The organism is Paenibacillus sp. J23TS9 (assembly GCF_018403225.1).
Lineage (GTDB): Bacteria > Bacillota > Bacilli > Paenibacillales > Paenibacillaceae > Paenibacillus_AQ.
In genome coordinates this window covers 473,961-497,731 of sequence record NZ_BOSG01000002.1, presented here as the reverse complement: position 1 = coordinate 497,731, position 23,771 = coordinate 473,961, and the positions used below count along the sequence as shown (strand labels likewise).

19 protein-coding genes are annotated in these 23,771 nt (G+C 49.3%); 9 read left to right on the top strand and 10 right to left on the bottom strand.

Translation table 11 applies throughout. From position 1 onward, the window contains the following. Nucleotides 1-22 precede the first annotated feature (22 nt). From KJS65_RS17770 to KJS65_RS17750, 5 genes are all read left to right on the top strand, one after another. A complete protein-coding gene (locus KJS65_RS17770; RefSeq protein WP_213651208.1) occupies nt 23-808 on the top strand; it encodes a DUF3919 family protein in 786 nt (261 codons plus the stop codon). A gap of 25 nt (nt 809-833) precedes the next feature. Further along, nucleotides 834-1,871: an ABC transporter substrate-binding protein gene (locus tag KJS65_RS17765; RefSeq protein WP_213651207.1), complete on the top strand. Its 1,038-nt coding sequence runs from the start codon at nt 834-836 to the stop codon at nt 1,869-1,871. Nucleotides 1,872-1,962: 91 nt separating this feature from the next. After that, nucleotides 1,963-3,618, top strand: a complete 1,656-nt coding sequence (locus KJS65_RS17760; RefSeq protein ID WP_213651206.1) for an ABC transporter permease — start codon at nt 1,963-1,965, stop codon at nt 3,616-3,618. 42 nt (nt 3,619-3,660) lie between these two features. Continuing rightward, on the top strand, nt 3,661-4,740 hold the full coding sequence (locus tag KJS65_RS17755) for an ABC transporter ATP-binding protein (protein WP_213651205.1): 1,080 nt from the start codon (nt 3,661-3,663) through the stop codon (nt 4,738-4,740). Nucleotides 4,741-4,863: 123 nt separating this feature from the next. Continuing rightward, the gene (locus KJS65_RS17750; protein WP_213651204.1) at nt 4,864-5,886 is read left to right on the top strand and encodes an extracellular solute-binding protein; all 1,023 of its coding nucleotides are present in this window, start codon (nt 4,864-4,866) and stop codon (nt 5,884-5,886) included. A 52-nt stretch (nt 5,887-5,938) separates the two neighbouring features. On the opposite strand, the gene KJS65_RS17745 is transcribed toward KJS65_RS17750, so the two are convergent. The 3 genes from KJS65_RS17745 to KJS65_RS17740 are packed head-to-tail and all read right to left on the bottom strand — an operon-like array spanning nt 5,939 to nt 9,470. Further along, nucleotides 5,939-7,729 carry an ABC transporter ATP-binding protein gene (locus KJS65_RS17745; protein ID WP_213651203.1) on the bottom strand — a complete coding sequence of 597 codons (1,791 nt, stop codon included), beginning with the start codon at nt 7,727-7,729 and terminating at the stop codon, nt 5,939-5,941. After that, the gene (locus KJS65_RS29880; protein WP_244864637.1) at nt 7,726-8,361 is read right to left on the bottom strand and encodes an ATP-binding cassette domain-containing protein; all 636 of its coding nucleotides are present in this window, start codon (nt 8,359-8,361) and stop codon (nt 7,726-7,728) included. The genes KJS65_RS17745 and KJS65_RS29880 overlap by 4 nt, the downstream gene beginning before the upstream one ends. After that, nucleotides 8,253-9,470 (bottom strand): ABC transporter transmembrane domain-containing protein, encoded by a 1,218-nt coding sequence (locus KJS65_RS17740; RefSeq protein ID WP_244864612.1) that lies wholly within the window; start codon nt 9,468-9,470, stop codon nt 8,253-8,255. Before KJS65_RS17740 ends, KJS65_RS29880 begins: the two co-directional genes overlap by 109 nt. 361 nt (nt 9,471-9,831) lie before the next feature. Between KJS65_RS17740 and KJS65_RS17735 the strand changes: the two genes are divergently transcribed. Both KJS65_RS17735 and KJS65_RS17730 read left to right on the top strand, forming a co-directional pair. Beyond that, the gene (locus tag KJS65_RS17735) at nt 9,832-10,509 is read left to right on the top strand and encodes a response regulator transcription factor (RefSeq protein ID WP_213651202.1); all 678 of its coding nucleotides are present in this window, start codon (nt 9,832-9,834) and stop codon (nt 10,507-10,509) included. After that, on the top strand, nt 10,506-11,639 hold the full coding sequence (locus KJS65_RS17730) for a sensor histidine kinase (protein ID WP_213651201.1): 1,134 nt from the start codon (nt 10,506-10,508) through the stop codon (nt 11,637-11,639). The genes KJS65_RS17735 and KJS65_RS17730 overlap by 4 nt, the downstream gene beginning before the upstream one ends. Here KJS65_RS17730 and KJS65_RS17725 read toward each other — a convergent pair. The 3 genes from KJS65_RS17725 to KJS65_RS17715 all read right to left on the bottom strand — a co-directional run bounded on the left by KJS65_RS17725 (nt 11,545) and on the right by KJS65_RS17715 (nt 16,011). Continuing rightward, entirely contained in the window at nt 11,545-14,154 is a 2,610-nt protein-coding gene (locus tag KJS65_RS17725) for a winged helix-turn-helix domain-containing protein (RefSeq protein WP_213651200.1), read from the bottom strand. The genes KJS65_RS17730 and KJS65_RS17725 overlap by 95 nt on opposite strands. Before the next feature lie 194 nt (nt 14,155-14,348). Beyond that, nucleotides 14,349-15,011 carry a DUF2642 domain-containing protein gene (locus tag KJS65_RS17720; RefSeq protein WP_213651199.1) on the bottom strand — a complete coding sequence of 221 codons (663 nt, stop codon included), beginning with the start codon at nt 15,009-15,011 and terminating at the stop codon, nt 14,349-14,351. Nucleotides 15,012-15,285: 274 nt separating this feature from the next. Next, complete coding sequence (locus tag KJS65_RS17715) at nt 15,286-16,011, bottom strand: hypothetical protein (RefSeq protein WP_213651198.1); 726 nt, start codon at nt 16,009-16,011, stop codon at nt 15,286-15,288. A gap of 290 nt (nt 16,012-16,301) precedes the next feature. Between KJS65_RS17715 and KJS65_RS17710 the strand changes: the two genes are divergently transcribed. Continuing rightward, nucleotides 16,302-17,357, top strand: a complete 1,056-nt coding sequence (locus KJS65_RS17710; protein WP_213651197.1) for a CotH kinase family protein — start codon at nt 16,302-16,304, stop codon at nt 17,355-17,357. Nucleotides 17,358-17,436: 79 nt separating this feature from the next. Here KJS65_RS17710 and KJS65_RS17705 read toward each other — a convergent pair whose 3' ends face one another. The 4 genes from KJS65_RS17705 to KJS65_RS17690 form a co-directional block, all read right to left on the bottom strand. Continuing rightward, nucleotides 17,437-19,380 carry an ABC transporter permease gene (locus KJS65_RS17705; protein WP_213651196.1) on the bottom strand — a complete coding sequence of 648 codons (1,944 nt, stop codon included), beginning with the start codon at nt 19,378-19,380 and terminating at the stop codon, nt 17,437-17,439. Continuing rightward, nucleotides 19,355-20,125: an ABC transporter ATP-binding protein gene (locus tag KJS65_RS17700; protein ID WP_213651195.1), complete on the bottom strand. Its 771-nt coding sequence runs from the start codon at nt 20,123-20,125 to the stop codon at nt 19,355-19,357. The genes KJS65_RS17705 and KJS65_RS17700 overlap by 26 nt, the downstream gene beginning before the upstream one ends. Before the next feature lie 135 nt (nt 20,126-20,260). Beyond that, complete coding sequence (locus KJS65_RS17695; RefSeq protein WP_213651194.1) at nt 20,261-21,244, bottom strand: sensor histidine kinase; 984 nt, start codon at nt 21,242-21,244, stop codon at nt 20,261-20,263. Then, on the bottom strand, nt 21,241-21,945 hold the full coding sequence (locus tag KJS65_RS17690; RefSeq protein WP_213651193.1) for a response regulator transcription factor: 705 nt from the start codon (nt 21,943-21,945) through the stop codon (nt 21,241-21,243). Before KJS65_RS17690 ends, KJS65_RS17695 begins: the two co-directional genes overlap by 4 nt. A 274-nt stretch (nt 21,946-22,219) precedes the next feature. Between KJS65_RS17690 and KJS65_RS17685 the strand changes: the two genes are divergently transcribed. Continuing rightward, entirely contained in the window at nt 22,220-23,674 is a 1,455-nt protein-coding gene (locus KJS65_RS17685; protein WP_280531334.1) for a catalase, read from the top strand. Nucleotides 23,675-23,771 lie beyond the last annotated feature (97 nt).

Here is a 23,771-nt window from a genome sequence, read left to right as displayed (position 1 = left end):
AGATAAAAGGAGGTTAAAGTGAATGCCAGAGGAAAAGAAAGGGCTTTCATGGTTTCGCCTCATTTTGTTACAAGTCATCATTGGCTGTGTGCTGATCGGCATTTGCTCTTATACCTTCAGGATTCCGATGGATAAAGTCCGTACGGCTTCGCCCCAGCAGGATCAATCGGAGCGATTCGTAGGTATTCCGATGCGGATCGATCTCACCTATCCCGGTCTGGGCAAGGTGATTCTGGATGATCCGAAGGAGCTGCTGAATCTGAAATCATCCTTTTCCAGTCTGTTGACCACAGGCAAAGAGGAACAGATCACGAAGGAGCCGCGTCTGCTGCTTACGGGAAGTATTACCTATCTGGATCAGGAGGATGTTCCGTTTCAGGTACAGACAAATGCTTTTCAATTCGGGCAGGTATCGGTCAATTCACTGAATGTGAGTGCAAATATCCGCAAGCTGCAAAGTACGCTGATTGATAAGGTGTTTACGGCATCCACCATTGGTATGGCGGTCCAAAAGCCGGAGAACGAAGTATATTCCCTGCAGCAGGGTGTGATTACAGCTCTGTCCCAGACAGATCGCAAAGCGCTGACGGTGCAGATTCTGACGGCGGCCCGCGTAATCGATTTCAGCCATTTCGAGGATTTGGCAGGGCAGCCGGATCGACATTTTGTCATTTCGCTGACTGCATCCGAAGAGGGGAAGAAGCACTGGCTTCATATCGATCGGTTTAACAGCGCTTACATGGTAGTGTATGACTTGCTGGATGAGACGAACCAAAGAGCCTATTTCAAACTTAACGTTGCCTCATGATCATAATGAAGGGATGGTTTGAAGTATGGCGGCTAGAAAGAAAAACAACGGATCGATCATTATTTTGGCAGTGGTTATCGTTGTGTTGGTTGGAGGATTTTTCTTATATAAATCAGGGGTATTCGGCGGTAAAGACAAAGAAAAAGTTACCGTGTATTCCATCTTCCAAGAGGAAGAGGCACGTAAGATTCTGGATAAATTCAAAGAAGAAACAGGCATCGACTATGATATTCTCCGGTTGCCAAGCGGCGAGGCTGTTTCCCGTGTGCAAAACGAAATGTTGAATCCCCAAGCGGACTTTTTGATGGGCGGCCCTGCCGATTCCCATGAAGTGCTGAAAAAAGCAGGTGCCCTTGAGGCGTATAGTTCACCTAATGCATCCGATATTCCAGAGAACATGAAAGACAAGGAAGGCTTTTGGACCGGGTTTTATTTGAATCCAATCGCTATCGGTGTCAATGAAGAACGCTGGAAAGAGAAATACGGCAGCGATCCGTATCCTGAAACATTCAAGGATCTGCTTGATCCGAAATTCAAGGGCGAGATCGGCATGTCCGACCCTGCAACCTCAGGGACGGCATACACGGCTGTCGCTTCCCTTGCTCAGGTATGGGGTGAGGATGAAATGCTGAACTATATGAAGCAGCTCCTGCCTAACCTGAAAGAAAGACCAAAATCCGGCATCGAGCCGATCCAAAAGGCTGCTAAAGGCGAATACACCATCGGTGTGACATTCCTCGGCGACCAGCTCAAAATTAAAAACCAAGGCAATCCAATTCACAGCATCGTTCCGGAAGCAGCCGGCTATGAAATCGGCGGCCTGTCCATTGTAAAAGGCGGACCAAACACGAAAGCAGCGAAAAAGCTGATGGATTACATGCTGACGAACACACCTGGCGAAATCTATACGCAATCCGCGTATGCGGTTTCCGTGAAGCCTTCTGTACCTATTCCACAAGGCGGCATCGATATCAAATCGACCAAGTATAATTCTTCATATGATCTGTGGAAAGCAGCGGATCAGCGGAAAGAATTGCAAGGCGCTTTGAAAGGTTTGAGATAATCGATAGCCGGAAAGGGGCATTGCGGGCAGCCTTAGCGCTAACCGTACTGCCCTTTCATGGATAGACAGAAGAAAGGTGGAGTCGTCCCCTATGAAAGAGAAAAAAGGCACCGGGGAGTCGCTAAAGAGACTCCTTAAAGATCCATCATCCCTTGTTCTCGTTTTGACCAGTTTTATCGTATTGATCCTGTTTGTCATATACCCGCTAATTGTGGTTGTCTTTACCTCGGGTTTTGATAACTGGGGCACGTTCTTCAGCAAAGCCCGCTACGGGAAGGCATTATTGAATACGGTTGTCAGTTCCTCACTGTCGGCATTTACGGCGACGGTCATCGGTTTTATTTATGCATACGCGATTCACTACAGCAATATCGCGGGCAAAAAGTTCTTCCGTTTTATTGCATTTATTCCGCTGCTGGCCCCATCGGTAATGAGCGGTCTGGCTTTTCTCCTCTTGTTCGGACGCGGCGGCATGATTTCGCATTGGATGAACTCCGTATTCCATGTTGAACTGGATTTATATGGCCTGCCGGGCTTGTGGATTGTCCAGACGATCTCGTATTTCCCACTGGCTTATATGACGATTACCGGTGTGCTGCGTTCCATTTCACCGAATCTCGAAATCGCGGCACAAAATTTAGGGGCACGGGGCTTCCGGCTGTTTCGGACGATTACGTTTAAACTCGCGCTTCCAGGTGTTATCAATGCTTTTCTGCTGGTGGCTATCAACTGTTTTGCCGACTTTGGGAATCCGAAGCTGATTGGCGGCAATTATTCGCTGCTGGCCGTGGAAATTTATGGGGAAATCATTAATAACGAGCCAGGGCTGGCATCCGTTATGGGGATCATTCTCGTTATTCCGGCACTGCTGGTTTTCTGGGTTCAAAATAAGGTATTGTCCAAAGGATCTTATTCCACCGTAACAGGCAAGCCGGTATCGGGCCTGAAACGGATTACGACATCCAAAAGAACCGATCTATTGCTCTTTATCTTTAACACAATCATTTCCATATTCATTATTTCGATGTTCGCGATTACCATTCTGTTTGCCTTTACGAAAAACTTCGGACGTGACAATACCTTTACACTCGAACATATGATGAAGGTCGTATTCAGCTCCTCCAGTCCGGCGGTTCTTAACAGTCTCGTGCTTTCACTGGTGAGTGCGATCCTGGCCGTTGCCTTTGCGCTGGTTCTTGCCTATATCGTGGTTCGCAAGCCGTTCCCAGGCAAAAAACTGCTGGATTTCAGTGCGGTTCTACCTATTGCTCTTCCGGGTACCTTCGTCGGCCTGGCTCTCATCGTGACCTTCAGCAAAGGGCCGATTGTTCTTCAGGGTTCGGCGGCATTGATTGTCATTGCCATGCTGCTCAAGCAAATGCCTGTCGGATACCGAGGATTAACCGCTTCCTTCAAGCAGGTGGACAAATCGATAGAAGAAGCTGCCACCAATCTAGGTGCGAACAGCCGTAAGACACTGACGACCATCGTGTTTCCAATGCTGCAAAAAACCGTCGTAGCCAACTTTGTCTATGCGTTTATGAAAAATATGAATACCTTAAGCACGATTATTTTCCTGATTACGCCCAAATGGGTGGTTGCGGCCGTATCGATCTTCAACTACGCGGAGACCGGAACCTATTACTGGGCGGCGGCCGTTGCGGTAGGTCTGATGGGTGCTACACTTGGTACGCTCGGCATCATCAAGCTTATTTTCCGCTCCAAGGTTAAAATATTCGATTTCTAGCAGAGGGCCCAGGCAAAACTGGAGAAACAGGGAGTGGACATTATGGAGTCACAAGTATTGCTTGATTTAAAAGACGTGAATAAAGTGTTTGGGCAGAATCATGTTCTTAAAAATATCAACCTGCAAATCGAGCGGGGGAAATTCATCACATTCCTGGGACCTAGCGGCTGCGGCAAAACAACGCTATTGCGCTCCATTGCAGGTTTTTATACGGTGGATCAGGGTGAGGTGTGGATTGACGGCAAGGTCGTGAACGATCTGCCTCCCTACAAGAGAGGAACACCAATGGTATTCCAGGAGTATGCTCTCTTTCCGCATATGACCGTTTTTGATAATGTGGCTTATGGACTGGACATCAAAAAACGTCCGGAGGCAGAGGTTCAGCAGCGCGTGAAGGCAGCCTTGGCGCAGGTAAAGCTGACAGGTCTGGAGGAACGCTATCCGCATGAAATGTCCGGAGGCCAGCAGCAGCGTGTGGCTATGGCGCGAGCGCTCGTCATGAACTCACCGATCATCCTGCTCGATGAGCCTCTAAGCAACCTTGATGCCAAACTGCGTGAGGAGGTCCGGGTCGAGCTTCGCGGCATTCAGCAGGAGCTTGGACTAACCGTCATTTATGTAACGCATGATCAGCTGGAGGCCTTGTCGATGTCGGACTATATTGTGGTCTTCAATAAGGGGAAGATTGACCAATACGGCACGCCGCATGAAATATATTATAAACCGCGGACCCGTTATGTGGCCGATTTCATCGGGACGACCAATTTCATCGACGGCGTGGTTGAACGCCAGGAGGGAAATATGGCAACGGTTGCTTACGGAAAAGGCCGGAAGGCAACTATCCCGACCGATGGATTATGGTCCACGGGCGAAAAGGTCATCCTTAGCGTCCGTCCGGAGTCGCTGCGTATGAGCCCGCCGGAGGCTTATGACTTCTATATGAAGGGCAAGGTACAGTCTTCCATGTTCCTTGGCGAGAAGGAAAGGTATTTCATTCTGGATGATGAAGGCAAGGAATGGATCGTAGATGCCTATGATATCGGTCATATTTCATATGAGGGCGAGGTCACCTTTGCTGCAACGGCAGATAAAATACACATGATGAAAGCCGAGGACAACTAAACGTAACAACTGGATATGATCAATGGAATACGTTTCACAAAAAGGAAAACAAATTTGTTTTCCTTTTTGACGCTTTACAAATACATTTACTTTAGAGAGTTCAGCTGCAGAAGGGGGGGATTCATGATGATGAGGAAAGGGAGCGTGATTTTGGTGCTGGCCGCTGCCTTCGTATTGGTCTTGGTCTGGATCTATCCGGGTAAGACGGCTAACCCGCCGCTAAAGGTATATGTTATTTTTCAGGAGGATGAAGGCCGCATGCTGCTGGAAAAATTTAAGAAAGAAACAGGCCAGTCGTACGAGGTCATCCGGATGTCCAGCGGAGAGGCAAGCTATCATCTGCTGTCCATGAACAAAACCGGCATCGACGTGGTGCTGGGAGGGACTGCGGATTTGCATGAGTCGCTGAAAAGCAGCGGCAAACTGCTCCGGTATTCGCCGCGAATGAGCGATAAAATCCCTGAGGCTTATAAAGATAAGCAGGGGTACTGGACAGGTATGTACATGGGCGCGCTGGCAATTGGCGTGAATGAGCAGGTATGGAAGCAGGATCCCGAGCTCGCACGGCTCCCTCTTCCGCAGCGCTACGAGGACTTGCTTCGACCTGAACTGAAGGGGAAGATTGAGATTCCCGATCCGGAGACATCCGGGACAGGTTACACGCTCCTGGCCTCACTTGCACAGGAGCGGGGAACGGAAAAGGCCATTGAGCTAATGCATGCGCTAAAGCTGCAGAGCTCATCAACTACCTTTTCCGGCATTTCCTCAGCGCAGCGCCTGGCTGTAGGAGATGTCGCGGCAGTGGTCAGCTTTCTGGGCGACCAGCTGCGGTTTAACAACTCCGGATATGCTATCCGCTCTTCCATTCCGCCGCAGGCGGGATGGGAAATCGGTGCGGTCTCCATTCTCAAGAACGGAGGCAATAAGGCGGCCGCGAAGAAGCTTGCTGATTTTGTACTCTCCAAGAGCGCTCAAACCACATACATGAACACAGCCTTTTCAATGCCGGTCATCCCTAATATCAAGCCTAATCCGCTGCTTGCTTCGGTTAAGACGGATCAGCTGCTGAGCAGCTACCGGTTTGATGTGGCTGCTTCGGCGCGATCAGACCTGCTTATGCGGTGGCGGGCCGTGAACAAACCCTAAATATAAAGAGGGCCAAGCGAGTTTCTCTTGGCCCTGCTCTTTTTGTATGGAATTAATTAGCCGTAATCAGGCTATCATCCGCTTCTTCGACCGCTGAAGCCTCACCCTGCCACAGCAGCTGCATTTCGGTGCTGCTTGCCAGCAGGTCGGATAATGTACCCTCTGATTCGATACGGCCATCTTTCATGACGATGATATGATCGGCCTGCGCAAGAGCTGCCCTACGGTGGGATACGGCAATACAAGTGACATCCCTCTCTTCAAAGAGACGTTCCCAGAGCTGTTTCTCCGTCTCGACGTCCAGTGCGCTCGACAGATCGTCGAAGATGAACAGATCCGACTCCGTCATCATCATCCGCGCTGTAGCGGCGCGCTGGATCTGACCACCCGACAGCATGACTCCTCTTGGACCAACAAAGGTATCCAGACCTTTCTCCAGATCTTCAATATCCTTTTCCATAACGGCCAAATGGATGGCACGCGCAAGCTTATCCTCACTTGGCGGGCTCCCTTGAATGATATTTTCCCGAAGTGAATCACTGAACAGCCGCGGGACTTGAGGCGTATAAGCAGCCCTTGGCGGTATGAGAAATGCAGCTGGATCAACTTCTTTGCCGTTCCAGTGCACGGAACCGCCCGATGTGGGCAGCAGTCCGAGCATTGCGCGTACCAGCGTAGATTTACCGGAGCCGATCCGGCCAGTAATCACTACGAATTTCCCGCGTTCCATCGAGAAGCTCACATCAGAAATGCCGTTCTCGGAGTTCGGGTAGGAATAGGAGAGCCCATTGATCTCCAGCGTTTGCAGCCGCTCTTTCGGATCCTTTTGAATGACGGGCGGCTCAGGCGGTTCTCCGTAAAGATGGGTTTCACTGAATTCCATGATCCGGTCCTGTTCGCCGGGACGGAAGAGTATACTCATCCGGTCCAGGGACACCTTTAAGCGTTTATGCTGGAATACCATATATCCGAACAGTGAAATACTGAAGGCAATATTCGACAGATACGAAGTAAAGAGTGCAAAATCACCTACGGTAAATCGTCCCGCTTCCATTGCGGAGGCGCACATCAGCAGGATAATACCTGTACAAATGCTTAACACATGCTGATTGAGCGAGCGCATCCATTGCTTGAAGAGATTATCCTTAAGCGCTGCCTGGCGGCGGGATTCGTTCAGCTGGGTAAACCGCTGATGGACATGCTCCTCGGCCTGGCCGAGTTTGAGGGCCTGCACCGCGCCGAAGGATTCGGCAATGAAGCTGGTGATGCGCCCCGTAGCTTCACGATTTTGCTGGCCATAACGCCTGGCACGGTTGCCTGAAAGATTATTCAGCAGGGTAACCGCAAGCAGCGGGAGAATAGCGACCAGGGTAATCTGCCAATTGATTCGGGCCATAATGACAAGGGAAATGACCGCAAACGCGAATCGGCCCCAGAAGTCAACCCAGGATTCCACGTATTCGACAACCTCATCCACATCCTCCCGGAACCGGCTCACCGCCTCGCCCGGGGAGGCAGGAAGGTTCCGGCCGGGCCAGCGCATAATGCCCTTGAGCATATTGGTGCGAAGTATCGCCTGAATATCGTAAATGTAAGTCACCCATTTAAAGAAAGCCCAGAAAAAGACACCTACCCTTGATATCCTCACGAGTGCGATAAAGATCAGCGGGACAGCAAGCCACAAATAGTTATGCGATTGGCTTGTCGCCCTGTCAAAAAACCATTGCATACCGAGTCCGAGGAGCAGCGGTATGGAGTGAAACATCCCCCATAGCAGGCCGTTTACGATGAACAGAGGTATGTTATGAGCAAACAGGCGTTGTATAAATCGGGATACGGTCATGCCAAATCCTCCTCTCTGCCTGTAATCAGGAGCTGAGCGTAATGGGAGGAAGGATCTTTAGCCAATGCCTCCCTCTCGCCAAATTCGAGTATCTTTCCGTCTCCAAGCACCATAATGTGATCCACCTGCTCCAGCGTAGAGAGGCGGTGTGCGATTACAATGCCCGTACATTTCATCATGAGCTGATCCACGGCGGATTGCAGCATGGCCTCGGTAGCAGCATCGAGGCGCGATGAAGGCTCATCCAGAATGACCAGACTCGGCTGGGTCAGGAATACCCGTGTCAGGGCGAAGAGCTGGGCCTCGCCGGCAGAAAGGGAGGCACCGCCTGCCTTTAGATGCGTATCCAGGCCTTCAGGCAGCGAATCAATCCACTGCTTCAGTCCGAGTCCGCCCGTCGTTTCCAGGATATAATCATCCGAAATACTGCTGTCAAACAGCGTCAGATTATCGCGGAGAGAGCCGTCAAACAGCTGTACATCCTGCGTTACCATGCCTACCCGGCGATATAATGCCTCAAGCTTCAGCTCCTGAATGTCTGTGCCTCCGACTCGGATGACGCCGCTGTTAATGTTGTATAACCGCAGCAGGACACGGCTGAGGCTGGATTTACCGCTGCCGGTACGCCCGATAATGCCCAGTCTCTCGCCTGGACGAACGGAGAATGTAATATCATGAAGCACGGGCTTATCCGGGTTGAGCTGAAGTTGACATGATCAAATTCCAAACCGAGTGCGCCGTCAGGCAGCGTCGTATCGTTTCCTTCAACGATCTCGCTGCGGTTTGCCAGCAGCTCCTGGGAGCGCATCATGCCGGATTTGGCCTTTTGGAATTCCTGCACCTGATCACCCAGCTGTTCGATAGGGTCGTTCAGCATTTGTGTGTACTGATAGATGAGGAAGAGTGTACCCAACGTTATTTGATTGGTCAGATAATAGTGAACGCCAAGCAGCAGTACGACCGTTACGGCGATGGCAAAAAGGACTACGGTCGTATTCCAGGGAATGACCCGCAGCATCCATGCTTTGCGGCCTTTCAGGAACACGGTACGCATGGCACGGTGGAAACGGTTCATGACATACGGCACATTGCCGTTCGCCTGAACATCCTCAATCCCCGCAATCCGTTCCTCAATAAATCCGAATAGCGCTGCACTTGCTCCGCGCTCGTCTTTGGAGGATTTTACGCCCAGATCCCGGATGAAAACCATGGCGCCAATAGAGGCTAGCGTAAATACGGTCATGACTGTCGCAATCGGCCAGTTAATGGTAAACATAAAGCTAAGGATGCCGGCGAGGAGCACAAAGCTGCCGATGACCTTGATGATAAACATGGCGAAAAAGTTCGACATATTGGTCACGTCACCATCGATACGCTCGATCATTTCACCGGGCGTTTTCATATTGTGAAAGCGCATATCCAGACGTAGACAGTGCTTCAGCAGATCGCCGCGAAGCTGGTTGGTGGCACGCCAGGATACATCATTTCCCAAATAGCTGATGGCTACTGTCAAAACTTGATTGAAAACGGCAAAGATAAGATAGATACCAGCCAATACGAGCAGACTGGAAACCACACCGTTATCCACCGCTGTATCGATAAAACGCTGCACAATCTGCGGATTCACGAGCTGGGCCCCGGTGGAAGCGAGCAGCAGAATAAGCAGAATGAGCAGCCGGCCCTTGACCGGACGCAGATACCTTAGTAACCAGGACATCGATGGCTGTTTAGGCTGTTGCATGTGAAAACCCCCAATTCCAAAACAAGACAAGTATGTATTTTTAAGCTTGGTTTTTACTGCATTCCAGCCGCCGTCATTTCATTGACCAGATGCAAATAATATCCATCATACAATAATTTGGAAGCGATTCAAGATAAAGTTTGATTATAAAAAAGGATTCTTAGTTCATATTCAGTTCATACAAACAAGGTATTCTAAGTCGGTCACAAGGAATGAACCTGTGAGAAGCAGTTCTTTTAACCGAGAACGAAAGATGTATAGTAGAATTGTTCTGTATCTCATCCGTTGGCAGGCCACTCCGTTGCGGCCGGATTGATGAACATGAATCGGACAATACAAATTAAGAAAGGAGCTGAGCTTCATGCCGCTCATTCTTGTCGTTGATGATGACCCGCATATCCGTGAGCTGGTAAGCCATCTGCTCAAAAGCGAAGGGTTCAGCACCGCTGAAGCCGCAAACGGACACGAAGCGCTGAAGGTGCTGGAAACGACGCGGGCCGATCTGGTCGTGCTCGATATCATGATGCCGGGCATGGACGGGTGGGAACTCTGCAAGGAGCTGTCGGGAAATTATGAAGATATGCCCGTCCTGATGCTCACCGCAAAAGGAGAGACCGTGCATAAAGTTAAGGGATTTGAGCTCGGAACCGATGATTATCTGGTCAAGCCCTTCGATCCGCCGGAGCTCATCGTCAGGGTGAAAGCACTTCTGAAGCGCTACCGTATTTCGGCCTCACAGCAGATTCAGATCGGCTCCTTGCGGCTAAACCGCAAAACCTACGAATGCTATAACGGCGAAGAAGGCATTACGCTTCCCCTGAAAGAATTCGAGCTGCTGTTTCTGCTTGCAAGCTATCCAGGTAAGACGTTCTCTCGCGACCAGCTGATCGAACAGATCTGGGGATTCGATTACGAAGGCGACGAACGCACGGTCGACGTGCATATCAAACGCCTCCGGGAGCGGTTCCCGCCGGAGGATCATGCGTTTCAGATCCGGACGATCCGCGGTCTCGGATACCGGATGGAGGTGACTTCATGAAGCATAAGGGAATCTGGATGAAGCTAAAGGTCGCATTTTTCATGCTGCTGGTGATTTCAGTACTGAGTCTCTGCTGGACGGCGGCCTATTTCCTCATCCGTTGGCTTGAGTGGCCGCATGTCCCTCTCGCGAGGCAGCTGGCCGTATCCATTGCCGGTTTTTTTATTTTTGGCCTGCTCATTTCGATCATGTCGAGATTTGGCCGGAGAAGGGAGATGGAGTTCTACCAGAGCATTATTGATGCTTTCAGGAAGATTGCCAGAGGCGACTTTAATGTCTCGCTGCCCTTGGAAGGCTTCGATAACGGCCGCTTTACGGATATCATCAAGAGCATCAATGACATGGCGGCCGACCTGAATAAGCTCGAATCCATGCGCCAGGAATTTATTTCGAACGTTTCCCACGAGATTCAATCTCCACTCACGTCCATCAGCGGCTTTGCCAGAGTGCTGAAGAAGAAGGAGCTGACCACGGAGGAACGGGAGCATTACCTGGATATCATTGAGCAGGAAAGCGTGAGGCTCTCCCGCCTATCGGAAAATATGCTGCGTTTGGCCTCGCTGGATTCCGAGAAGCATCCGTTCCATCCCGTTCCGATGCGGCTGGATAAGCAGCTGCAGCAGCTGATCCTGGCCTGCGAGCCGCAATGGCTGGATAAGGATTTGGATATGTCAGCCGAGCTCAGCCCGGTGACGATTGATGCGGACCCGGATCTGCTGAGCCAGGTTTGGGTGAACCTGATCCATAACGCCATCAAGTTTACGCCTCGCGGCGGCGCCATCCAGGTCCGCCTGGAAGCGGAAGGAGGGCAGGTATGCATCATGGTGGAGGATTCGGGCATCGGCATATCGGAAGAAGACCAAGCCCATATCTTTGACCGCTTTTATAAGGCGGATAAATCAAGAACCCGCTCAGGTGGCGGGAGCGGGCTTGGGCTGTCCATTATTCAAAAAATCGTTCAGATGCACCAGGGTAGCGTCACGGCGATCAGCCAGCTGGGCGAAGGAACCACAATGACCGTGCGGCTTCCTGTCGCTATAGCAGCAGACCCAGCTCCTGCGCAGCCAGCAGCGCCTGCGTCCGCGAAGACACGCCGAGCTTTTCGTACAGCCTCGAAAGATAAACCTTGACCGTACCTTCCGATAAAGCCAGCTCTGCGGCGATCTGTTTGTTGCTGGCGCCTTTCCGGATCAGCTGCAGCAGGACAATTTCACTCCGGCTGAACTGCTCAATAAGAGAAGAAGTTGCGGCGGTTTCCGTTTCAACCACTGAAAAATGCTGCAGCAGGCTGTGCACATAATCCGCAGAGACACCCTCTAGCTCACCCAGGCCTTTATCCTCCGTTAGAGAAGACGGTTCGGTGAAGGCTTCAACCGTATAACGGGTGAGCAAAGCATGCATCGGCGCAGCTTCATCGACGAAGCTGCGGATATATCCATTGCGTTCACCTATCAGCAGGGCTTCATGCAGCGTACGGAGTGCGGCTTTCCGCTGGCCAAGCTGCTCCTCCAGCAGTGCCTGAATAATGGATATTTCCGCACTGCTTGAAACCAGCCGCTCTCGGACCGATTGCGGCTTCAACTGCTCCAGCAGTCGCAGTGCCTCTATCTCCTTGCGCTGCCGTCCGAGCAGGCGTACGTAGGATAAATACTCGTATTCTCGCTGAAAGGTAGGTTTGTCCTTGGTGGAGAGTCCAAGCTTAGCCGCGATTTTTTTGGCTGCAGGCAGCTTGCCCTCCTTGATGAGCAGGCGCATTTTTCGGGCAAGCAGCAGGGAAACCCAGGGTTCTTTCCAATGAAGCCCGGCTTTATCGAGACCCTCCTCAAGTAAATCATGGGCCAGCTGAGTATGCCCTTCCAGAAGATGCAGCTTTACACGCATAAGCAGTATAGGAACCAGCAGTCCGGGCAGCTCGACGCGGGAAGCAGTCCGGAGCATTTCTTCCAAGGCTTTGCGGGACTCGGCGATCCGGTTCCATTCATAGTAACCTTCAACCAAGGATTGTTTCACATAATAATATACAAGTGATTCCTGAAGACCATGGGAAGACAGCACGCCGAGGTACAAGCCTCCGATGTTCTCCATATCGGGTGATAAGGCCCCGTTCAAGCCAAGAGGCGTACGACGGATATAAGGTTCTCTGACATTATAATTAAATTTATAAAAAGCCGGGTCTGCTGGGAGGAGTTCATCCAGCATGGTGCCGATGAAGGTATACCAGTTGCCGAAGTCACCGCTTGCGAACATCAGATTTGATCTAACGAACAAGATCCCGCTTTGCAGATGCTTCCATTGTTCGGGATCTGTACCTTGGTGCTTCTTCACGAAGGCTTTGAGCCGCTGCTCGGCTTGTGCGAAACGACCGGTCAGGACCAGTACAAAAGCATAAAACAGATCCATCTCCGGGTGCAAAGCATGCGAGGAGGGAAAGCTTTCAAACCAGCGGAGCAGATTGCCAAGCTCTCCGCTTTCCAGCAAAACCGAAATATGGCCTTGGAGCAGCTCTTCCACCAGTACAAAGTCTCCGGCGGTGATAGCGTACTCCACGGCTTCATCCATATGATCCCGCTGTGCAAATACAAGGCTTGCCAAACGGTTAAGCTTGTCCCATTTTTCAGGCTGCTGCCTTTTGATATATTCACGCACCGAGCCTGAGAACAGATGATGATATCGGAACCATTCATTTTTTTCGTCCAAAGGGATAAGGAAGAGGTTGAGCTTTTTAATGTGTTCAAGCTTCGTTCGGCTTTCCCGATCCTCTGTCACCGCATCGCAGATCCGTGCGTCAAACTGCTCCAGGATGGATGTTTTTAATACAAAATCATAAATTTCCTCCGGCAGATTCGAAATGACCTCATGAAAAATATAATCGGTCACATTCCGATGGCTGCCCTGAAACTGTTCAATAAAACAGTCAATATCCTGCCTGGATTGAAGGGACAGCAGGGCGAGCTGCAAACCGGTGACCCATCCCTCCGTCCGTTCATTCAATCCTCTGATTTGCCGCTCAGTTAATTGCGGACCTTCCGATTCGCGGTAGAAGGTCTCGGTTTCGGTTGGTGTAAACTGCAGCCCCGAGGCGTTCATTTCCCGACTCTCATTTTTCGTGAGCCATTTAACCGTAGCAAAGGGGAGCTCCCGCCGACTCGAGATCAGCAGGGTCAGCTGTTGCGGCATATATTCGATAAAGTAGGAGAGGCTCTCGTGAATGCGCGGATTTGTAATGAAATGGTAGTCATCCATAACCCAGCTCACGGTATCCTCCAGTTCAAAAAGCTCATTCATAAAAGCGTCCAGAAATGCGGTGAGAGACAAGCCGTTCAGGCCCTCAGCCAGCATTACAATTTTGGATTTCATGGATGTGGGAACCGTTTCCGCAAGAGAGTATACCGCATAACGCCAGAAGCGTACCGGATCATTGTCGCGTTCATCCAGTGTCAGCCATGCGCAGGAGGTCTGCCGAGCATAGACCCACTGGGTGAGCAGTGTTGTTTTGCCAAAGCCTGCAGGGGCACATACCAGGCTGATCCGGCCTCGGGTGCCGTTTTGTATCCACTCCAGAAGTCTTGTCCGTCCGACAAGATCCTCCTTTAATAGAGGCGGGGTGATTTTGGTTTTTAAAACGACAGGAGTGGTTATACTCATCCTTAATTCCTCCAAACTTGCGACAAATTCCTATTTTTTCACCCGTTTTACATCATTATATAAAAAAATAAGAGGTACGTTAACTTCAGTTAATAAGTTTAATGAATTTATTTTTATACGCATATCTACATCCATAGAAAATGGCTGTCGTAGAAAGAACGTCTACAGCAGCCATTTCATTCGTTGTATTTAGCTTACGGCAGATGAATCGATTTGATATGGTCACAGTGAAGCAGGATGGTTTTTCCTCCGGCCTCCACCAGTTCAATGATCCGATTGTCCACCTTTTTTAACATGCCGGCTTTTAATGGGGATTCCCCCAAATCAAAAATAACCAGCTCATTTTGAAATTTTTCCAGCTGCTGATCCAAAGTACGCGAGAGGGGGAGAGCAGGCTGCTGCAGCTGAAAAAGATGCTGATTGAGATAGGATGGGGTCATATTGGGCGGAAGAGGGCATATATACTTCACATGATGAAGCGGTATATATACGGAATGATAGATCGGCGAGAAAAATATAAAGTAATCATTCATAATACTGGTTACATAACCATGAAGGAGATTGGGGCCTCCCAAATCGATTTCCATGAAAATCCCTCTGGAGTTCATCAGCATTTTCCGATATGAGATATGGGTATGATCTACCAATGGTTCCCTGTCGGCCGGAGAGGAATCTTCGCTGTCCGCTGAGAGCTTCATATGCTGTAAATGATGCACAGGCGTGTAGACATATCTGCTCTCGGAGAAAATCACGATAATATCGCTGCCAAGATCCACGAGCTCTCCGATGAAAGGAATTTTACAGCCTAATAATTTGAGCTCGACTTTTTTACCGAGGAGAGAACGTATAGACTCCATAAACTACCTCCTTTCGCATAAGAATCAGACGAAGTTAGACAGACGGGATCCCTGTCCAATTCGGGTATCATAATAAATACGGCATGCATATACTGTTCCAAACGGAAGGCACTTGTTAATAGAGCATCGGTTAAGTGACGTCCCCTGCGGCTGTTGGGTCCAGTTTCCTTTAAAATGTGAGGAATAGAATCATAGACTCCGCGGGGGAGCATCATATTTATTCATGGATTCATTGCTTAATCTTAATTAGTCCGAGCTTTATTCAGAAAATCTGTTATTCGCCGACACCCCGGCCTCTGCGATTGCCCGTGCGTTTGCCAATACGTTTGCCAGTACGGTTGCCTGGACGATTGCCAGTAGGGTTACCGATGCGGTTGCCCCGGGTTAAGTTCCCCCGGGTTAGGTTCCCCCAAGTCCGGTTGCCGCCGATTTGGTCCCCACGGGTTTGGTTTCCTTGTGATCTATTTCCTTGTGATTTACTTCCACCAGGGTTGTTTCCACCAGATTGATTGTTTTTATTTCCGCTGCTTTTATTTCCACCGCTGTTATTGGAGCGGCTCACTACTGTAACGGATTTGACATGGAAAATCGGAATACGTACGATCTCCTCCGCTTTTACGGCGAGCACAAGAAAGTTTTGATTCGCATTAGTGATGATACCTTCAAGCTTTTCCGGACCACCGCGATTGATCTGAACGTGACGGTACTGCAGGGATTGAAGGAGTGTTGCGAAATTATAGCTTTGAATTGGACGTGCCATGGCTGATTGAACGCCGCCTGAACGCATTCCTCCTGACCGGGACCCGCCCGATTGACCAGTAGCCGTGACGCTTTTGATGTGTGTTGTGCTGACATACACGATCTTTTTGTCTTTTGCCCTTACAGCCAGATAGTTGCTCTGAACGCTGAGCAGAACACCTTCAATAGAATCCGGACCACCGCGGTTGATCTTTACACTTTGTCCGACCAAGCCCATTAAATCATTACCGGATAAAGACATTGCACATTCCCCTTCCTCAGTATATTAGGTAGACAAGAACGTTAATTCGTCCTTCAAGTCTATCTATGCTCTATTTATATGTGTCCTCGTGCAAGGGGGGACTAGCCGGATATACTAGATTAGCAAAATTGAGCCAATATCTCACTACATGATTGCTAGAATTGACTGATAATGGAACATGCGAAATACCTGAAATCAAGGCGCCCGCCCTGACGGCATCCGCTGATTAAGCATAGGATGGTGAAAAGCCAGCTATAGGCCACTCTTCGTGTTGGAAAGGCGGTTTCTGCATGGGTCTGCCCGTTTATCGGATCGTGATCAAGGAAAAGGACTTGAAACAGATGGAGAGTCAAATATGGTCGGATCAGTTTGTCCCGGCAACGATGTCGAACGGCAGCGGTTCGGAGCCGGTGCGCATCCGTTACCGCGGCGGGCATACCCGGGAATATCCGAAAAAATCCTACGAAATTCGTACATCACGCGCAACATATCATTATAATGCGGAGCATGATGATCCCTCGTTACTCCGAAATGCGCTTTCTTTTCACTTCTTTCATACCATCGGCGTTCCAAGTCCCGCTACCCAGCACTGTGTTCTTCAATTAAATGGAGAGACTCAAGGGGTATATCTGAGGATCGAGGCAGTCAATCAGGCCTTTTTTCGGGTCCGAAAAATACAGGTGCGGAGCATCATCTATGCGGTGAATGACAATGCTACCTTTGACTTGAACAAGGTGGGTACGGATACACCCAAAAGCTCACTGTTCTCCGGGTACAGTCTCATTATGGGAACGGGAGGGGATCGACAGCAATTGATCCGATTCATCCGGGATATTCATGCAAAACGGGGAAGGATGCTTCAGAAATATCTGGGCGGGCGCTTGTACATGGACAATTATTTAAAGTGGCTGAGCGGAGCCGTACTTACAGGCAATTATGATGGGTTTCAACAAAACTACACGATATTCGAGTATAAAAAGCGTAAGGCATATGGCTTTCTTCCATGGGACTATGAAGGGACATGGGGCCGAAATTGCTTTGGCAAGTCGGTTGCTTCCGACCTGGTAAGGATCAAGGGTTACAACAGGCTGACAGGTAAGGTACTGGCGTTCAGCTCCTACCGGCAGCAGTACAAGAAACGCCTGGAGGACATTCTTGCATCCGCCTTTACGGTCCAACAGTTGATGCCTGTGGTCAGAAGAATGTTTAATCAGATCGAGGACGATGTGTATCGGGATCCGAAGTACAAATGGCCTCGTGGCATGTTTATTTCCGAACCTGATGTCATACATGCTTATATTGAAGATCGGCGCAAGGATATCAGGCGCGAGCTGCAAAATCTATGAGGCATCATAAGTATGGAAAAAGAAATAGACACCTGCAGCCTTAGAGAAGGAAGGGCAGATGTCTTTTTTAGTATGAGGGTTACATTACTTTTTGATAGAGATGGTTCAGATAGCGCCAGCGTGTAACGAAAAAGTAGATGATCTGCACCACCAGGAATGAGGAAAAAATGGCCAGCGTATGAGAAACAATAGAGAAATCAACGAGCCGCTGCAATGCGATGAATGCCACACTGCTATGAATGAAGGCCACTAGGAGAGGAAGAAAGAACATAAGGCCAAGCTGCCTCGTAAGAGTTTTGGCCAGCTCCTTGCGGCTGAGGCCGACTTTGGTTATCATCCGGTACTGCTCCTCGTCCCTGGAAAGGTCGGCGTAGAGTCTGAAATAAATGAAGCTGGCGGCAAAGGTGAAAAAGACGATTCCGACCAGTCCGCTGACAATAAGCAGCATGCCGTTCGTCTGCCGGGATTCCACCCACTGGGTAACGAGTGCACTGAATTGAAAAGGAATATATTGCATTGAATGGGTATCCTCATTATATATGGCCGCAGTTAATTCACGTGTGACGGCACGCGTATCATGCCACTTCGGGACGACAAATTCTATATAGTTTACTTTCATAAGATTGCCGGCGTTAAACGTGTCGTAGTCCGAATCGGTAACGATATAAATTTTGAAGGCCTCCGGAATGACGATATGCTTAAGAACCTTTTTGATATGCATGGTCATGTCCCAGTTGCCTTCGAAGTTCACCATCCTAACCGTATCGGCGCCTGCCCCCTTCAGCTTGTATTTGTTGTTCTGGGATATGGTTGAAGGGGCTGCCAGCGTCTCCCCGTTTTGGAGCATTTCCGGGTCATAACCAAGTGCCGATGCCAGACGGTTGTATTCGCTCAGCTTGACCAGTGCGAATCCCTCTTGGGTATAGGTTGGGGAATATGAGGCCATCTGGTAAGTAAAACCTTCCCGCTCGAGCGTCTCTTCGATGAGGCGGATATGTTTTTGTTCGAAATTATTTTTTAGATCGGATTCATTAAAGGAAATGTACGAAAAAGCATATGGGTTTTTCATCTCGGCGAGCCCGGGGTCACCAATGGCCAGGGAAGTGCCGATCCCCGTGAAGGCAGTGGCAGAGATAATGGTCACCATGAAAAACATGACCGCATTGTCCTTCATGCGATAGATCAGCTCGGATATCGTCAGCAGATTCGTCCGGTTAAAGAAGATAGGGTCTCTTTTCTTCAAGGCCCTCATGACATATACGCTCAGTTGGGTGAACAGAAAGTACGTGCCGATAATAACCAGTAGCACACCGCCGAATAGAACAGCAAACGAGAAAATATGACGCTGCACGAATAGAAAAACGCAGGCGTAACCGAGTCCGATCAGCAGCAACGATAGGACGGAAAGCTTTGTGGAAGCCTTCGGCTCCGGTTTCGGCTTATCCTCGGACTTGATCAGCTCTGCTAGCGTTTCTTTTTTGGTCATTAGTGATGTAAAAGCAGCCACAATCACGAACAAAACGAGATACGCGGCAGCCGTCAGCAACATCGCTTTCCACGGCAAGTAAAAGGGCAGCCCATGTTCAACAGCCAGCATCGTGGCACAAATCAGCAGGATCAGCTTGGAAAATATGACTCCTACAAGGATCCCTGTGATGATAGCTGTGATTCCTATGGAAATATTCTCAATAAAAAGCATGCGATTGAGCTGTTTACGGGACATGCCAAGCAGGAGAAGAACGCCGAACTCCTTTTTGCGCAGCTTCATGAAGGCACTGACCGAGTACAACAGGAATAGGAATGAAAATATAAATACGATGTACTGTGATATTTTCATGCCCATGGTACCCAGCATGCTGAGCGTAAGGCTATCGGATACAATAGCTCCCTGAAGATCAGGATGAAACGTTAGAAGGGAATACGTAAAGAAGATCATAACCGAGAAAGAGCTGCTCAGAAAGTGCGCGACATAGGTTCGCGTGTTCCGAAAGACGTTGTTAAATGCGAACTGACGGAAATTCATGTCCATTCCCTCCCAGCAGCGATAAAACATTGATGATTTTCTGATAGAAGGCGGCGCGGTTGTCCCCATAATAGATTTCGTTGTAGAGCTGTCCGTCTTTAATGAAAATCACACGGCTGCAGTAGCTCGCTGCGACCGGATCATGTGTGACCAGCATCATGGTTGCCTGATCCTCCCGGTTGCGTTTTTCGAGAATTTCCATAACGTCGCGCGCCGATTTGGAATCCAGGTTGCCTGTCGGCTCATCCGCGAGCAGCAGCTTGGGCTGATGAATTAATGCCCTGGCAATGGCGGTGCGCTGCGCCTGTCCTCCGGAGATTTCGTAGGTGCGTTTATCGAGAATAGAGGTGATGCCCAGCTTGTCAGCAAGAACGTCTACCCGTGAATTCATGTCCTCGATACCGACGCCGTCAAGCGTAAGCGGCAGCACGATATTTTCCTTGACGGTGAGCGTGTTCAGCAGATTAAAGGATTGGAACACAAACCCCAGCTCCCGGCGGCGGAACAAGGCCAGCTTGTCTTGTGACAGTTGATAGGGATCCTCACCATCTATACGAATTTCACCCGAGGTTGGCTTGTCGATAGTGGAGATCAAGTTAAGCAAAGTCGTTTTTCCGCTCCCTGAAGGTCCCATTATACCTACGAATTCACCCTGGTTGATCGATAGATCGAGATTGGAGAGGGCTTCATAGGAGACCATGCCTTTATATATTTTGCCGAGATTTCGGACGGATAGAATTTCCATTGGCTTATGAATGCCTCCTTCATTTCTTTAAGTCGTTATCCCGATTGTAAGCTTCTGGCATGATTTCTCCTATCGACTCAGCTTTCATCTGTCTTACATGGTTGTAAGATAAGCGAAAAATACGCAGCTCCAAGGTCAGAGAGCATACGGAAAACGGATACGAACCAGCGTGCCTTGTCCCACGGTAGATTCCAGCTCGATCTGGTGGTTCAATCTGCCGATAACCTCCTTAACGAGGTAGAGCCCCATCCCTGTAGACTCTTTGAAGCGCCTTCCATTTTCTCCTGTATAAAAGGGACGGAACACCCGCGGAAGATCTGCTCTGGGAATACCGACGCCGCGGTCTTGTATCTCCAGAATGACTGCACGGCCGTCGGCCTTTGCCGACAGAGTGACCTTCTGCCCGCTGCCGGCCGAGTATTTAATGGCATTTGAAAGCAGCTGCTCGATTATGAACCTCATCCATTTGGCATCTGTCCGCACGGACAGGCTTTCATCGATGAGTACCTCGGGATATACATGGCTGCGGATAAAATACCGTTTGTGTTCATGTACAGCCTCGCTTGTGATCTGCTTCAGATTGACATCTTCCACGCTGAAGTCCTGCTCGAATGTATCGAGCCGGGCCACATACAAAATCATTTCAAGGCCTCTTCTCAAGCGGTCTGCTTCTTCTGAAATGCTGATCATCCGCTCATCTTCTTCATCCTGCGTCACCATCTCGATGACCGAGAGGGGCGTTTTCATCTGATGAACCCACTGGTTCATAAAGGTAAGATAATCCTCGTTTTTACGTTCCCAGTTCTGCAGCATATTCTGATACTGTCTATACTGGGTTTCCATGAGTTCGCTGAGCGCCGCCGGAAGCGGTGAAGCTTCATGTCCATGCACGGATTCGGCCAGAGAGTCGACAGGATGGGAGAGACGCTCATAGAAGCCGCGGTGGGTGAAATAACGGAAAACAAGATACCCGGCAAAGATAAACAACCCCAGCGAAAGGGCGTAAACAGCAGTAAGCGGATGATTGTAACCATCGAACCAGAAGACCATTAATACAGCCAGAAGCTCGAGCAAGGTAAAAATCAACAGAGAGATATGTTCCCGGATGAATAGCCTCATGGCAGCGGCTTGTCCTTCCAGGTCGAATGAAGACGGTATCCCATTCCCCGTACGGTTTCCAGCGCGTTTTCAAGTCCAAGCTCAGCCAACCGTTTCCGCACCCGTGTAATATTGACGCTCAGCGTATTATCATCCACGAAAGCATCGTCCCACAGTTTCTCCAGAATGACCTCCCGGCTCACTACCCGCGGGCTCCGTTTCATCAAGGTTTCTATTAAAATGGTTTCTTTTTTGCTTAACGTTACGGTCTGTTTACCCAGTTTCAGCTCCATGCGTTCCGGATATAAAATCAATCCCTCTTTTTCCACGGTGCGTTCTTCATTCTTCGAAGCATAATCACCATAGACGCGTCGAAGCTGACTGCGAATTTTGGCCATCACAATTTCATAGTAAAAAGGCTTGGTGATAAAGTCGTCGGCACCGTTCTCCAGTGCCATAACCTGATCCATTTTCTCGCTGCGAGCGGAGATGAAAATAATCGGGCAGGTCGAGGTCTGCCGGATCTGGCGGCACCAGTAATACCCGTCAAAGCTCGGGAGATTAATATCCAGAAGAACAATATGAGGCGTATGCTTTTCAAATTGTTCCAACACGTGATCAAAATCATGAATAACAATGCCAATATCTCCGTATTTTTCAATATGAGACTTCAGCAAGTCTGCAATTTTGGGATCGTCTTCAACGATTAATATTTTATACATGCCAATAGCTCCTACATCGTTTTATGGAATGAAAGCCGCTTTCTTCACATTTATTATACATGGTACATCCTTTTTCACTAAATGGAGTGCAGGGCCTTTTCATATGGACGTGATTATTTCGGCATAACATTGCGGTGTTGGACATATAATTTACCAGATTATAATAATTATAATTTAATATTGATTTTCATTATTGCTTACGTTACAATAAACCACATCGGTTAGTTATTTAGAATTGTTCTAATTTAAATATATATGAGGGAGAGACATGATTATGGAAAAACTCACAACAAATCAGGGCGTTCCAATCGGGGATAATCAAAATTCAAGAACGGCAGGACAAAATGGACCCACACTGCTGGAGGACTATCAGCTTCTGGAGAAGCTGGCGCATTTTGACCGTGAACGTGTACCGGAACGTGTTGTTCACGCTCGCGGTGCCGGAGCGCATGGTGTTTTCAAGCTGACAAACAGCATGAAGCGTTATACAAAGGCGGCATTTTTGCAAAACGAAGGGTTGGAAACGCCCGTATTTGCCCGTTTTTCCACGGTTATTCACGGACAGCATTCTCCGGAGACGCTGCGGGATCCACGCGGATTCGCGGTTAAGTTTTATACGGAGGAAGGTAACTATGATTTCGTTGGGAATAACCTTCCGGTATTCTTTATCCGTGACGCGATGAAATTTCCGGATATGGTCCATTCTCTCAAGCCTGATCCACGCACGAATATTCAAGATTCAGACCGTTACTGGGATTTTATGTCGCTAACTCCCGAATCAACGAACATGATGGTGCATCTGTTCACGGATGAAGGCATTCCGGCGAACTACCGCCAGATGCGCGGATCGAGCGTCCATGCTTACAAATGGATCAACCAGTTCGGCAATATGGTGTACGTGAAGCTGCGCTGGGTTCCGAAACAGGGTGTGAAAAATTTGAGCGGGGCCGAAGCTTCGGCCATTCAAGCGAACGACTTCAACCATGCCAGCCGTGATTTGTATGAAGCGATTGAGCGCGGGGATTATCCGGAGTGGGATCTGTATGTGCAGGTGCTGGATCCTGCCGATCTGGACAGCTTCGATTTCAATCCGCTGGATTCAACGAAGGACTGGTTCGAAGAGGATGTTCCTTACCAACTGGTGGGAACGATGACGTTGAACCGGAATCCGGAAAATATTTTTGCGGAAACAGAGTCTGTTGGTTTCAATCCGGGTGTGCTTGTACCAGGCATCGAGCCTTCGGAGGATAAGATGCTGCAGGGACGATTGTTCTCCTACTCTGATACCCAGCGTCACCGCATTGGACCCAACTATCTGCAGCTTCCGATCAATTGCCCGTTTGCGCAGGTAAGCAACAATCAGCGTGATGGAGCTATGCCGTTCAAACAGCAGACGGACCGGATTAACTATGAACCGAACCGCTATCAGCATACGCCGAAAGAAGATCCGGCTTACCAGGATGTGCCGCAGCCTATTCAAGGCATGGTCTCCCGGGAAAAGATCAACAAACCGAATGATTTTGGCCAGGCTGGCCAAGTGTTCCGCCAATATACTCCAGAGGTTCAAGCACAGCTGGTCAGCAATCTGGCTGCCGATCTGGAGCATGTCGCAGAGCAGACCAAACTTCTTGCCATCTGCAACTTTTACCGTGCGGATGAGGAGCTGGGCAAACGTCTGGCAGCTGCTCTTCAAGTAGACCTGGCTCCGTTTCTGTCACGGATGCCGTAATTACACTTAAATCATTAAAGCAAAACAGGGCATCGCTTAAGCGATGCCCTGTTTTTCATATATTGCCTCGATCAACCGCTGTGAATACGTATTTATA